General features: G+C 41.2%; 12 protein-coding genes. 7 read left to right on the top strand and 5 right to left on the bottom strand.

Features of this window, described 5'->3' with window-relative positions; all coding sequences use genetic code 11:
- Positions 1–76: 76 nt before the first annotated feature.
- Positions 77–883 carry an NAD(+) diphosphatase gene (gene nudC / locus ACMUMJ_RS13590; RefSeq protein WP_414679392.1) on the top strand — a complete coding sequence of 269 codons (807 nt, stop codon included), beginning with the start codon at positions 77–79 and terminating at the stop codon, positions 881–883.
- Between the two features lie 91 nt (positions 884–974).
- Here the strand turns inward: nudC and ppnN are convergent, their stop codons facing one another.
- From ppnN to ACMUMJ_RS13605, 3 genes are all read right to left on the bottom strand, one after another.
- Positions 975–2,348, bottom strand: coding sequence for a nucleotide 5'-monophosphate nucleosidase PpnN (ppnN, locus tag ACMUMJ_RS13595; protein WP_414679393.1), 1,374 nt, complete (start codon positions 2,346–2,348; stop codon positions 975–977).
- Positions 2,349–2,439: 91 nt separating this feature from the next.
- On the bottom strand, positions 2,440–2,919 hold the full coding sequence (locus ACMUMJ_RS13600; RefSeq protein ID WP_414679394.1) for a peroxiredoxin: 480 nt from the start codon (positions 2,917–2,919) through the stop codon (positions 2,440–2,442).
- Between the two features lie 58 nt (positions 2,920–2,977).
- Positions 2,978–4,951: a methyl-accepting chemotaxis protein gene (locus ACMUMJ_RS13605; RefSeq protein WP_414679395.1), complete on the bottom strand. Its 1,974-nt coding sequence runs from the start codon at positions 4,949–4,951 to the stop codon at positions 2,978–2,980.
- 275 nt (positions 4,952–5,226) lie between these two features.
- Here ACMUMJ_RS13605 and ACMUMJ_RS13610 point away from each other — a divergent pair, with 275 nt between their 5' ends.
- From ACMUMJ_RS13610 to ACMUMJ_RS13620, 3 genes are all read left to right on the top strand, one after another.
- Positions 5,227–6,645 (top strand): aminotransferase-like domain-containing protein, encoded by a 1,419-nt coding sequence (locus ACMUMJ_RS13610; protein ID WP_414679396.1) that lies wholly within the window; start codon positions 5,227–5,229, stop codon positions 6,643–6,645.
- A 250-nt stretch (positions 6,646–6,895) separates the two neighbouring features.
- Positions 6,896–7,306 (top strand): energy transducer TonB, encoded by a 411-nt coding sequence (locus ACMUMJ_RS13615; protein WP_414679397.1) that lies wholly within the window; start codon positions 6,896–6,898, stop codon positions 7,304–7,306.
- A 5-nt stretch (positions 7,307–7,311) separates the two neighbouring features.
- Positions 7,312–7,827, top strand: a complete 516-nt coding sequence (locus tag ACMUMJ_RS13620) for a DUF501 domain-containing protein (protein ID WP_414679398.1) — start codon at positions 7,312–7,314, stop codon at positions 7,825–7,827.
- Between the two features lie 60 nt (positions 7,828–7,887).
- On the opposite strand, the gene ACMUMJ_RS13625 is transcribed toward ACMUMJ_RS13620, so the two are convergent.
- Together ACMUMJ_RS13625 and glpK are read right to left on the bottom strand one after the other, a co-directional pair.
- Positions 7,888–8,172, bottom strand: a complete 285-nt coding sequence (locus ACMUMJ_RS13625) for a hypothetical protein (protein WP_414679399.1) — start codon at positions 8,170–8,172, stop codon at positions 7,888–7,890.
- A gap of 128 nt (positions 8,173–8,300) precedes the next feature.
- Entirely contained in the window at positions 8,301–9,788 is a 1,488-nt protein-coding gene (glpK, locus tag ACMUMJ_RS13630; protein WP_414679400.1) for a glycerol kinase GlpK, read from the bottom strand.
- A gap of 144 nt (positions 9,789–9,932) precedes the next feature.
- On the opposite strand from glpK, the gene ACMUMJ_RS13635 reads away from it, so the two are divergent.
- From ACMUMJ_RS13635 to ACMUMJ_RS13645, 3 genes are all read left to right on the top strand, one after another.
- Positions 9,933–10,718: a DeoR/GlpR family transcriptional regulator gene (locus ACMUMJ_RS13635; protein ID WP_414679401.1), complete on the top strand. Its 786-nt coding sequence runs from the start codon at positions 9,933–9,935 to the stop codon at positions 10,716–10,718.
- Positions 10,719–10,858: 140 nt separating this feature from the next.
- Complete coding sequence (gene glpD / locus ACMUMJ_RS13640; protein WP_414679402.1) at positions 10,859–12,343, top strand: glycerol-3-phosphate dehydrogenase; 1,485 nt, start codon at positions 10,859–10,861, stop codon at positions 12,341–12,343.
- 143 nt (positions 12,344–12,486) lie between these two features.
- Complete coding sequence (locus ACMUMJ_RS13645; protein WP_414679403.1) at positions 12,487–13,263, top strand: TSUP family transporter; 777 nt, start codon at positions 12,487–12,489, stop codon at positions 13,261–13,263.
- Positions 13,264–13,319 lie beyond the last annotated feature (56 nt).

The following is a 13,319-nucleotide window of genomic DNA, read 5'->3' on the forward strand; positions in this document are numbered from 1 at the left end:
TAGAATTGACTGGACCACTTGCGTCAGTTCTGTCGAAAAGGTAGCGTTAAACAATAGCTTAATTCAGAGTAAAACCATGCTTACTATCGGAACAACCAGTCACCCGAAGCCCCACCATAACGCTTTATTCATACTTATGTATCGTGGAAGCGTGCTAACCACCTCAGACTCACGAGAATACCTTGTATCAATAGACCACTTCCAGCCAAAAACCCAAACTCAACCTGTTTTTTGTGGCGGATGGCAGGGACAAGACGTGTTTGCTTGTTTACTAAACGCTATCCCACCGGGATTTCAAGAGGTGGGTTTACGAGATCTGTTATTCGAACAAGATGAAGCCCACTATTACCTCCTTAGTCGAGCACGACAATTGGCAACATGGAATGACGATCATAAATTTTGCGGTCGATGCGGCACAGATTTTAAAAACAAACACGATACCGAACACACTAAAATTTGCCCAAAATGCAATTTAAGACACTACCCCAGAATTTCCCCTTGTGTGATTGTCGCGATTCGTAAAGACAACCAAATACTCCTTGCCAGAGGTGTAAACTCCCCTTCCAGCCGATTTAGCAATATCGCAGGGTTTGTAGAGGCAGGAGAAAGCTTAGAACAAGCCGTAGTCAGAGAAGTACAAGAAGAAGTCGGCATTAAAGTCACCAACATTCAGTATACAGCCAGCCAACCATGGCCATTTCCCCACCAGCTTATGGTCGGCTTTCTGGCAGACTATGTTGAAGGAGAACTCGTACCCGCTCCCGGTGAGATAGCAGAAGCGGGATGGTATGACATTGATAATTTGCCTCAGATACCACCCACCGCCACGATCTCAGGTCAAATCATCTTAGAGCAAATAGAAAAAATTCGACAATCACAGTAAGCAATATCAACCGAGAAAAAGCCCATGTCTTTTTAAAATATGGGCTTTTCACTTTTTCAGATAAAGACTAAGACCGTCAGTGACACCGACTTTAATCCGTAATCACTTTATAACAAGGGATGTATTTACTTCCCGGTAACTTCATTCTTTGTTGCTCAACAAAGGCTTGCAGCAGTAAATCTAATTTTGCCAATAGCGTTTTATCACCATGAATTTCAAATGGGCCATGCTCTTTGATGTAAGCCACACCCGTCGTTTTTACATTACCAGAAACAATCGATGAAAATGCTCTTCTTAAATCGGCAGCAAGTAAATGCACGGGCTGATCAAAGTTCAAATTCAAACCGGCTACTTTTTCATGGGTAGGTTCAAAAGGATGTTGGAATTCTTCTGGTATATGAAGCTTCCAATTATAGTAGAAAGCATCGTGATGCAATTTACGATAGGCTCTAACCTCTTCCATACCTTGCTTCATGACTTTCGCAACCGCCGATGCATCATCAATGATAATTTGGTAGCGTGCCTGAGCCTCTTTACCTATGACGTCTCCAATAAACTCATGGATTTGTTCAAAGTAAGCCGCGCTTTCTTTAGGGCCAGTAAACACAACAGGGTACGGCATGTCCGCATTTTTTGGATGCAATAGAATACCCAGTAGATATAAGATTTCTTCCGCTGTACCCGCACCACCTGGAAAGACGATAATGCCATGACCTGTTCGAACAAACGCTTCAAGGCGTTTTTCAATATCCGGCATAATCACAAGCTGATTTACAATCGGATTAGGCGATTCTGCGGCAATGATACCAGGCTCGGTTAAACCTAAGTAAACACCGTCGGTAATACGTTGTTTAGCGTGAGCAATAGCAGCGCCTTTCATAGGCCCTTTCATTGCGCCAGGTCCACAGCCAGTACAAATATTTAAATCTCTTAAACCAAGCTCATGACCTACTCGTTTAGTATAGTCGTATTCATGCCTAACGATGGAATGACCGCCCCAGCAAACAATGAGATCCAAATCCTCAGAACGCCTAAACACATTGGCATTACGTAGCAGCTCAAACACAACGTTGGTGATTTTATTGGAATCTGCGTTTTCTAACCCTCTGGCTAAGCTGTACTCGTGATAGGTAAAAATGATATCGCGTAATACAGAAAACAGCATTTCACGCACGCTGCGTATCATTTTTCCATCAACAAACGCGCTGCCCGGTGCATTAATTAATTGCAGTTTTACGCCACGTTCTTGTTGGACGATGCGAATTTCAAAATCATTAAACTCATCCATGACGGCTTGAGCGTCATCAGAATCGCTGCCGCAATTTAAAATGGCTAAGGAGCAACGACGGAACAATTCATGTAATTGACCAGAGTCTTCAGAAATACGAGAAATTTCATCCTGAGACAACATTTCAAGTGCACCTTTCGGTGCAACAAGTGCATTAACGCGATCTTCATACTGCATGATCGCCTCCTTTTTAAATCATTGAATAACAAAGTTATAGTGGTATCAATTTGCTAATTTATCAAGTCATAAAAAAACCGCTTTCGCGGCTTTATATTAGACTCAATACATATTCAGCTGAACTGACATTAAATTCGCCCGGTTCATCAAGCCATAACTGAGTTACAATACCATTATCCACTAACATGGCATAACGACGACTACGAATCCCCATTTTTGCAGCCGAAATATCCAATTCTAATCCCATGGATTTCGTTAACTCTGCAAGACCGTCTGCGGCCATAACAATATTCTCTGCGTTGTTTGCTTTCCCCCATGCATCCATAACAAACACGTCATTCACAGACAAACAGACGATGTCATCAACGCCTTTTTCTTTAAACGCATTGGCATGAGCAACAAAGCCCGGTAAATGACTCACACTGCACGTTGGTGTAAACGCACCTGGAACAGCAAACACAATCACTCTTTTACTTGAAAAAAACTCTGTGACATTAATAAATTCTGGGCCACTTTCGCCCATTACTTGAAACTGGCCAAGAGGTAACATATCCCCAATTTGAATTGACACCGTACTTTCTCCTAATACAATACCCTGCCTATTTAGTAGGCAGGGAGACAGTCCATGATTAACGAATGATAAACTGCTTTAATAAATCTTGTTGATGGCTTGCTAATTGCTCCAAACTATCACTGTCTTGCGCGGTTTTAACCGCTGCTAATGATGCCTGTTCAGACATGCCTGCAATATGATGCACACTCTTACTTATTTCAGTCGCTACGGATGATTGCTGCTCTGCAGCTGTGGAAATTTGTGTGGTTAAATCTCTAATATCCGCAACAAATGTTTGCATTTCCTGTAAAGAAACCCCAACCTTTTGAGATTTAGAGACGCTGTCATAAGCGCTAGAGCAACTTTTTGACATACTTGCAACCGTCTCTTTCACACCATTTTGCAACTCAATGATAACACGTTGAATTTCTTCGGTAGAACTGTGTGTACGGGTTGCCAGTGTTCTCACTTCATCCGCTACTACTGCAAACCCTCGTCCTTGCTCTCCTGCACGTGCGGCTTCGATCGCTGCATTCAATGCAAGTAAGTTCGTTTGCTCTGCAATACTTTGTATTACTTCAAGAATTTTACCGATGTTTTGAGAGTGCTCATCAAGCACATTAACTGCTTTCGAAGCAGATTCAATCTCTTTTACCAAGGTTTCAATGGCTTTTACATTGATGTCCATTTGATGGAGATTATCCAGTGCTTTTTGATCTACCAACTGCACTTGGTTCAACGTCGTCTCAGAGCTTTTCGCCACTTCTTGCACGGTTGTCGCCATTTCTGTCATCGCCGACGCAACATTGGTTGTTTGCTCGTTTTGAGAATTCATTAACGCTTTTGATTCATTTGCAAGTAAAGAGCTATGTTTGGCCGACTCAGAAACCTCCGTCGAGGCAGTTCGAATGTCTCGCATCACACTTTCAAGCTTATCCACCAAATCATTTACCCAACGGGAAAGCTCTCCTAATTCATCTTGTGATGATATTGTCACTCTCTTAGTAAAGTCACCTTGCGCTATTTTGCCCAATATAGTCATGACTTCACCTAAAGGACGCTTGATACTACGACTTACCCATAACGCTACCAATATCGCCATTACAATCGAAACAAGTACAATAACCAATGATAAGAAACGAGAAAAACCCGCCACTCCAGAAGCATCATCACGGGCTTCATATCTTACATTATCGGCCAGCAACAATAAGTTATTCGTATTTTGAGAGATATCATCAATAACAGCAGAAAGCTGCTTCGCGTTTTCAACGGATGTTTCTTGCATAGATAAGAAGTTACGGAAGCGCATGATCACCCCTTCTTCTGGAATAACCTCCATTTCAATTTCTTTAATTAATATCTCTATATTTTCATCTTTCACATTCTTCATTTGATTGTATATATCAGCAAACATACGACCTAAAGAGTCATACAACACATCTAGGTAATCAATATCTCGTTCATCAAAATAATCATTGATCGTCATTTGCAAGCTTTCCATTTGCGTCATCATGTAGATCGCAGCAAACATTACTTCTGAATCTGTAGACTCCGTTAATATTTCCAAGTCTTCAATGGCGAACAAAACAGAATCTTTTAAGTCTAACTTACGCTCTAGGATAATCGCGTTATTTTCTAGCATGGATTTGTGGTTAATAAAGGCAGATTCAGAAATTCGATAGAAATTATTTGCTTCGGATTCAATCAGCTCCAGTTCCGATAACATGCTTGGGCGATCTTTTATTAAACCACTTAAATATTGAGTGCTTTTTGTAAACGCTTCTTTTTGTAAAGTGAACTCATCTTCTAACGATTTCAGAACATCCGTATCGCGGCTAAGAAGAAAACGCAACATAATTAAATTGGACAACATTAACTCGTCTTTCACTTGATTACTTGTCATTACAATTTCAGCAACATCCCCTGTCACAACATCAAGTTTTTCCTCAACTTGTTTAAGCCCTAAAAAACCTGCGCTAGCGACAACGACAATCAGCAGTACTAAAATGGCAAAGCCACTTAAAATACGCTGTATAACCGATAAAGACATTATATTCCCCTTTGTGAACATAGGTGCTGATAATATGCATTCAAATTCTTTTGTTGAATTTAGAACATACCTCAAAAAAAATTACATGGAAACAAAAAGACACATTTAGACACATTCCCACCTGCCGGAATGATAATTTCAAAACAATCAAAAAGCGAACCTTTGAACCGACAAGTAACCTTCTATCCTGTTCATTTGGTCATTTAATTTATTTCAACAGTTCAATCTGTTAAATTCTCCTCTCATATTCGACTAAAAGCATGCCGTGTAAATTTATGGAACAACCTTTATACGAAAAAGTTGCCAACCAAATAGAACAACAAATCTTGGATGGCGTTTTTTTACCTGGTACAAAAATAACATCGGTGAGAAAATCCAGCAGCCAACTGAATGTTAGTGTTGCGACTGTGTTACAAGCTTATAGCCTACTAGAAGATCGAGGGGTCATTAAAGCCCAGCCTCAAAAAGGCTACTATGTGCAAAATACACTCCCCAATACAACAGCGACTCATAAGATAGCTCCTGCGAAGACAGCAGACTCCATGCCAGCTTTAATTAATAATTTGCTTCATTCATCTCAAGACGATTCGATTATTCAATTTGGTGCCGCTATTCCTAAGGGCCAATTCCTGCCCATTAGACAGCTACAGAGATCGGTTGGTAGGCTTATGCGTTTAGAGCCTGAGATTTGCGCTGCTTATGAATTCACACCTGGAGCACTCAGTTTAAGAAGACAAATAGCCATTCGAATGCTGGATTCGGGATGCAAAGTACAACCTAGGGATATCACCATTACTTTAGGGTGTCAAAATGCCATTATGCATGCTCTGCAAGCCATTACAAAAGCAGGCGACACGGTTGCAATTGAAACGCCTACTTACCATGGATTATTACAAGCAATTGAAGTTCTAGACCTTAAAGCGATTGAAATACCCTGCCATCCAGGCTCAGGAATTGACCTTCACTTACTTGAACATGCATTTAATCATTGGGATATTAAAGTTTGTCTTGTGACGCCAAATAATCAAAATCCAACAGGATCTTCTTTATCAAAGCCTTCTCGTAAATACCTTCTCAATTTATGCGCTCAATACAAGACAACCATCATTGAAGACGATGTCTACGGTGAACTAAGCTATCATAACAACCGAGAAGATTCGCTCCTCTCTTACACTGAATTTGATAACGTTATTTATTGCAGTTCTTTTTCCAAAAGTATTGCTCCGGGGTTTCGTATTGGCTGGATCATTGGAGGAAGATTTCAGGAGAGAATAGAACACTACGCATCTGTACAGTCGCTCGCTATTCCGACTCTCACACAAAGAGCCATCGCCAATTTTCTAGAGAATGGCGCCTATGACAGACACTTAAGAAAAACACGTCAAACGTACGAAGAGAATATGCATCGTTGCCGTACTCTGATTCAATTACATTTCCCCGAAGGTACTAAAGCATCATCACCAACAGGAGGGTTTTTACTTTGGATTACGTTACCAGAATCAGTCAATGCATTAACGCTTCATCAAACCGCCTTGACTGAAGGCATAGGCACCATGCCGGGGTTAATATTTAGCATCACGCCAACCTTTACTCATCACCTGAGAATTAATTATGCACTTTCTTGGAACAATAAAACGGATTCCGCTATTAAGAAAATTGGTGTGTTATGCCACAAGCAACTGAGCAATCATTAAGGCGGTTTGACTTACTAATACTCACAAAAGAAAATGACTCTAAAGTGGCAGAAATAGCATTTTTGACGTATTCCTAATTATAGAGCCACCGTATAAACGTTCAATCTAAGATAATTTCAGCGTTTTTAATAAATTATCTTTATTTAGCGCTGTACAGGCAGTGCAAAAAGCGTACAATTCGCATTCTTTTTTAAATTAATCGACTTTTTGGCCGATAGTTTTATTATCATATCAATTACTGGCATTTGTAATGGAATTTGTTGATCATCCTCAAGACATACCACTTCAAATTGAAAAAGTTAATGATCGTATGTTTCCAGAAACATCTTTCGATAGAATTGGTTTTGTTGGCATAACTTGTCAAACAAACCAAGCCTATGAAATGGGGCAATCGGTTCAGGTCACTTTGAAAGAGATTGATCCTAACTTTTGTGTAACTGGTCGAATTGCTTGGTGCGACAGTGATCAAAATAACTTTAAGATTGCTATCGAGTTCCCAGAAAAAGACGATTGCTTTTGTGTTCGTATGGTAGAACAGCTTTCCCAAATAGAGCATTATCGACGTCAGGCAAAAACACAAGGCAGACGCCTTAACTATAATGAAGCGGCAGCAGAGTGGATCAGTAAGTTTGCCGCCTCCTTCCCAGCTTTTACGATTTAACCTTTATGAATTCAGTCCTTAGTCAAGTTGAGCTTGATATTATACGCTCCCAATTAGGCCGTGAGCCGAATGGTATTTCAGCCATCGCACATGCCTCTCCCAATAAAACACCTCAAGTTCTACAGATGGAAAGCTGGGTATTTAATCAACCTTTCCCAACCTTATACTGGCTTTCTAGTAAAGCGATAGACAAGGCGCTTGCCCGTATTGAAAGTCTCGGTGTTGTAAAACAGTTAGAACAACGTATTAAAGACGATCCAGAATTAAGAGATGCACATCATCAATCTCATCGGGATTACATTCAAAGACGTTGGGATGCAATGACACTGGAACACAAACAAATTATTGAAGACAAAGGCTTTACCAGCCTTTTTGAAAAGCTCGGTATTGGCGGTATAGCAAACTGGGACCAAGTACGCTGCTTACATATGCAGTATGCCCATCACCTTGCTGGCGACAATGTGATTGGCCGAATCTTAGATACTGAATATGGCATACGAGACATTGCTGACGCAGAATAGTTTAGGTGATATAAAAATAAAAAAAGGACCTCGTGGTCCTTTTTTTATTTCAGTGATTGATTACTTTTGTAACCAACTTCTCAATTCATCTGCTGATTTTACTTGAGCAAGACCTTCACGCACTTTATTAAACGCGTTTGCAGCAACAACTGGGCGAGAAGCATACGTCGCTAATGCGCCACCCGTCCAACCAGCAAGCTTTAACGCTTCTATTTTAAATGCATTTCCAGCAACACCATGACCACCTAATGCCATCAAAGCGTCTTCGATATCCAAATAGCTTGGTCTATCTGCCCCAAATTTCATAAAATCATCTTTATCAACTGCATCAAATTTACTTGTCATGAATAAGAATCCTATTACTAAAAAAACAATAACTAAAGTTATCGATAACAGAGTCAATACACAAGGTTTTTCAGAAAAGAAAAGGAAGCAAGAAACATAACGTTACAAAAACCACCTACTATGTAATTCTACTCTGGCTTAGTTTTCACTCGTTCGATCGCATCTAACCATCCAGAATACAAAGCATTTCGCCTTTCACTTTCCATCTGCGCATCAAAAACTTGATCTACACGCCATAATTCAGAAATTTCATCTAAAGAAGAATAGACACCGACATGAAGACCCGCTAAAAAGGCAGCACCTAAGGCCGTTGTTTCTGTCACTTTCGGACGCTCAACACGAATGCCCAAGATATCCGCTAAAAATTGCACCACCAAATCATTAATGACCATGCCGCCATCCACTCTTAATGAGCTGAACTCAGCACCGTCGTTCTCCATTGCACCAACCAAATCTTTCGTTTGATAACAAACCGAGCGTAACCCAGCGCTCACAATATCGGCAACACTCGTGTCTCGAGTTAATCCAACCATTGCGCCTCGTGCATCAGGGTCCCAATACGGTGCACCCAGTCCGGTAAATGCAGGCACCAAATACACAGCGTCATCGTTATTCGCACTTTCTGCCAATGCTTTTGTTTCTTTGGCATCCGTAAACAGTTTCAAGCCGTCTCGTAACCATTGAATTGCAGCACCCGCGATAAAGATACTGCCTTCAAGCGCATACGTTACCTGGCCATTTAGGCGATAACCAACGGTTGTTAACATTTTATTATCAGATTTCAGCGCTTTATCACCCGTATTAATGATCATAAAGCAACCTGTACCATAGGTGCTTTTTACCATACCTGGGGTAAAGCAAGCTTGACCTATCAAGGCGGCTTGTTGGTCACCAGCCATACCTGTCACAGGGATTGCTGCACCAAGGATACTCTCATCCGCTACACCAAAGTCTGCGCTGCAATCCATCACTTCTGGAAAGTTGACACCATCAATACCTAGCAAGGAAATCAGCTCAGCATCCCACTGTTGAGTATGTATATTAAACGCCATGGTTCTTGCGGCATTCGTCGCATCCGTTTTATGAGACTTCCCTTCAGTAAGACGCCATAAAAGAAACGAGTCAACCGTACCGAACATTAAATTCCCTTTATCTCTTAATGCCTTAGCCTCCGGTACATGATCAAGCACCCAACGAATTTTTGTCGCTGAAAAATAAGGATCGATTAACAATCCTGTTTTTTCTTGAACTTCTGCGCTTGCACCATCATCAACGAGAGTTTGACAGAACTTACTGGTTCGACGGTCTTGCCATACGATTGCATTATAGACAGGTTTACCTGTTTCTTTATCCCATAAAATCGTTGTTTCACGCTGGTTTGTTATACCTATGGCGGCTATCTCTTGGGCATGTAAGCCTGTATCCTTTAGTACTTGCAAACAAACAGCAAACGTAGACGACCAAATCTCTTCTGGATCATGCTCAACCCAACCATCGCTAGGGAATATTTGCTTGAACTCCTGTTGAGCCTGACCAATACGTTTACCTTTGGCATCAAAAACAATTGCCCGGCTACTGGTTGTCCCTTGGTCGATTGCAAGAATATAATTTGTCATAAGGTCGCCTCTTATCGCTGCGTGAATACAAGTTTGTTTCATTTTTATTATTTTCGAACATCAAATGTTCAAGTTTGAATACTGCATATTAAAACCACTGCAGCCAACGATAGCAAGTTAAAAAATTTAGGAGTGTTTTGCCTAATGGGTCAACAAACTAGACAAGAAAGAATTGTTTCTTTAGTACAAGAGCAAGGCTACCTGACAATTGATGAACTAGCCGCTTATTTCAAGGTGACACCACAAACGATTCGTAGAGACATTAACGCACTCGCAGAAAGTAACCAAATACGCCGTCATCATGGTGGCGCCAGCTATGACTCAAGTACAAGTAACGTTTCCTATGCTCAACGCCAAGTATTAAATCACGATGCCAAACAAGAAATAGCGCAACGTATTGCGTCAGAGATTCCAGACCATGCGTCACTTTTCATCAACATCGGCACCACCACAGAAACCGTCGCTAAGGCGCTATTACAGCATTCTGGCCTACAAATAATCACAAACAACCTGAATGTCGCCACAATATTGAGCAGTAAAGAAGATTTCACCGTCATCGTCGCCGGTGGTAAAATCCGCTCTCGCGATGGGGGTATAATGGGAGAAGCCACCATTGATTTTATACGCCAGTTTAGAGTGGATTATGGCATCATAGGTATCAGTGGTATCGACCCTAATGATGGATCTTTACTCGATTACGATTACCAAGAAGTGCGCGTTGCCCAAAGTATTATTCAAAATTCTCGCACTATCTTTCTTGCTGCTGATAATGCTAAATTTGGTCGTAACGCTGTCGTTCGTTTAGGCAATATTACTCAGGTAGATCGCTTATTTACCGATCAACAACCTCCGATAGCCATTCAAAAGCTATTAGCCAAACACGATATTGAACTCGAAATCTGCACTAAAAACACTATGCCTCAAGTATAACTTTTCCTAAAAAAGAGGTTCTGATCGTTTTTCCAACACATCTTGCTTAAAAAGTAAGTTTGATTTACTCTTTCATCTCTCATAATGTTCGTTTTACAACATTTAAAGTTCACATTCGCTAATTCAGTAGGTATTACATAATGTCTAATACACATTTCGATCTTTTTGTTGTTGGTGGTGGCATAAACGGCACGGGGATTGCCGCAGATGCTGCTGGAAGAGGCCTAAGTGTTGGCCTATGTGAAATGAACGATCTCGCTAACGCGACGTCGTCTAATAGCAGTAAACTTATACACGGTGGCTTACGCTATTTAGAGCATTATGAGTTCCGCTTAGTAAAAGAAGCATTGAATGAACGTGAAGTATTATTGAAAATAGCACCGCATATTGTGACGCCTCTGCGTTTCCAAATGCCACACCGCCCACACCTAAGGCCTGCGTTTCTCATTCGTTTAGGTCTATTTTTATATGACAACCTTGGTAAGCGTGAAGCACTGGCTGGTTCAAAAGGCGTTAAATACGGCGCGTCTAGCCCATTAAAAAGTGAAATAACAAAAGGGTTTGAATACGCTGATTGCTGGGTTGATGATGCACGCCTTGTCGTATTAAACGCTCTGTCTGCACAAAAGCACGGCGCTCAAATTCTTGATAGAACCCGTTGTATCAGTGCAAAACGCATTGATGGGAAGTGGAAAATCGAGCTGAAAAAACAAAATTCTGATGAAATCATTACCGTAACAGCCAATGGTTTAGTCAACGCAGCAGGCCCATGGGTTTCTTCTTTCATTCAGACGGGCTTGCAGCAAAAAGCACCTTATGGCATCCGCATGATAAAAGGCAGTCACATTGTTGTACCAAGACTGTACTCAGAATCCAATGCGTTCATCATGCAAAACGAGGACAAACGCATCGTCTTTGCCATTCCTTATCGTGAAAATTACACTCTAATAGGAACAACCGACGAGGAGTATAAAGGCGATCCATCCAAAGTGACGATTTCCCAAGCTGAAACGGACTACATTTTATCGGTTTCCAATAAGCACTTTAAGAAGCAGCTTAGCAATGACGATGTTGTGTGGACGTATTCAGGTGTTCGCCCTCTTCTAGAAGATGAATCAAGTGATGCTTCTGCTGTGACTCGTGATTACACGCTGCACGTAGCCGATGAAAATGGAGCAGCACCTTTGCTGAGTATTTTTGGCGGCAAAATCACAACCTACCGTAAACTTGCTCTATCCGCTATGGAAGATTTATCAAAATACTACCCAACTCTTGGGAAGCCATGGACAGATAAAGAAGTTTTGCCCGGTGGTGATTTAAACGGAAGCTTAGAGAATTATGCAACGGAATTAACCCAACGTTTCCCTTTTCTATCGTCTAAACTGGCTTACCGCTATGCAAACAGCTACGGATCATTGTGTGATACTTTCTTAGCAGGAAAAAGCAATATTGAAGAATTGGGCCAACACTTCGGCCAACAATTATACCAAGCAGAAGTTGATTACCTTGTCGCACACGAATGGGCATACTCTGCAGAAGACATTCTTTGGAGACGATCGAAACTTGGCATTGAATTTACTGAAGAAGAAGTGTCTGCTCTGGAGAAGTATCTAGCAGCGACGTAATTCCCCTGTTTAAGGGGTTGCATTCCCCTCTAAATACCTCGATAAAATATTCAATATAACCACTAGTGATCTATGATCCTAGTGGCTTTTTATATACTCCAAATAAGCCATTAATACACTTTAAAGGACGTCTGCTCAACATTATGGACATTGAATTACTTGGATTTTTTCTTGAGCTGTACCTTCTATTAATTGCGGTTGCTGTTTTTGCAGGAGCAATAGACGCCATTGCTGGTGGAGGGGGATTAATCACTGTCCCTGTATTGTTAGCCGCTGGACTGTCTCCTGCCGAAGCACTGGCAACCAATAAATTACAAGGCTGTGCAGGAACTCTTTCCGCCTCGGCACACTTCATTAAAACGGGCCAAGTGGATTTATCAAAAATGTGGCTAGCCATTATTATGACGGCCATAGGTAGCGTAGTAGGAACCTTGCTGGTTTCTTATTTAGACAGCAAAGCACTTATTAAAATCATTCCTGTTATCTTAATTCTCGTTGCTGTTTTCTTTTTCTTTTTACCTAAGCTTCAACCTTACGTTGCCAGCAAAGTATCTCTTAGCCAAACCGCGTTCGCTCTTATTATTGGTAGCAGTATTGGTTTCTACGATGGTCTTATTGGCCCTGGCACTGGCGCCTTTTTCTCTACAGCCTACTTATGTTTTATGGGTGCCACCTTGATCACAGCGACCGCTCAAACGAAGGTACTTAACGCCACAAGTAATGTGTCGTCTTTGTTTATTTTTGCATTCACTGGAAACATTATCTGGGGGTTAGGCATCGCTATGGGTGCGGGACAATGGGTAGGAGCACAAGTTGGTTCACGTCTTGTCATCACGAAAGGTAGCAAACTGATTAGACCCATGGTGATTATGATGTGCTTGGCCATTTCAGTGAAACTCATTTTAGATCATTGGCAATAAACCACTCAGTCCTTTAGCTTAAAATAAAGGGCTGTATACTACCTCTTTCTGAATAC

Source organism: Marinomonas phycocola, assembly GCF_047525455.1.
GTDB lineage: Bacteria > Pseudomonadota > Gammaproteobacteria > Pseudomonadales > Marinomonadaceae > Marinomonas.

Bases quoted from the DNA above. Each gene is read 5' to 3' on its own strand.
- ACMUMJ_RS13635 (WP_414679401.1), top strand. From the start codon at position 9,933: ATGGGTCAACAAACTAGACAAGAAAGAATTGTTTCTTTAGTACAAGAG.
- glpD (WP_414679402.1), top strand. From the start codon at position 10,859: ATGTCTAATACACATTTCGATCTTTTTGTTGTTGGTGGTGGCATAAAC.
- glpK (WP_414679400.1), bottom strand. From the start codon at position 9,788: ATGACAAATTATATTCTTGCAATCGACCAAGGGACAACCAGTAGCCGG.
- ACMUMJ_RS13625 (WP_414679399.1), bottom strand. From the start codon at position 8,172: ATGACAAGTAAATTTGATGCAGTTGATAAAGATGATTTTATGAAATTT.
- ppnN (WP_414679393.1), bottom strand. From the start codon at position 2,348: ATGCAGTATGAAGATCGCGTTAATGCACTTGTTGCACCGAAAGGTGCA.
- ACMUMJ_RS13605 (WP_414679395.1), bottom strand. From the start codon at position 4,951: ATGTCTTTATCGGTTATACAGCGTATTTTAAGTGGCTTTGCCATTTTA.
- ACMUMJ_RS13615 (WP_414679397.1), top strand. From the start codon at position 6,896: ATGGAATTTGTTGATCATCCTCAAGACATACCACTTCAAATTGAAAAA.
- nudC (WP_414679392.1), top strand. From the start codon at position 77: ATGCTTACTATCGGAACAACCAGTCACCCGAAGCCCCACCATAACGCT.
- ACMUMJ_RS13620 (WP_414679398.1), top strand. From the start codon at position 7,312: ATGAATTCAGTCCTTAGTCAAGTTGAGCTTGATATTATACGCTCCCAA.
- ACMUMJ_RS13645 (WP_414679403.1), top strand. From the start codon at position 12,487: ATGGACATTGAATTACTTGGATTTTTTCTTGAGCTGTACCTTCTATTA.
- ACMUMJ_RS13610 (WP_414679396.1), top strand. From the start codon at position 5,227: ATGGAACAACCTTTATACGAAAAAGTTGCCAACCAAATAGAACAACAA.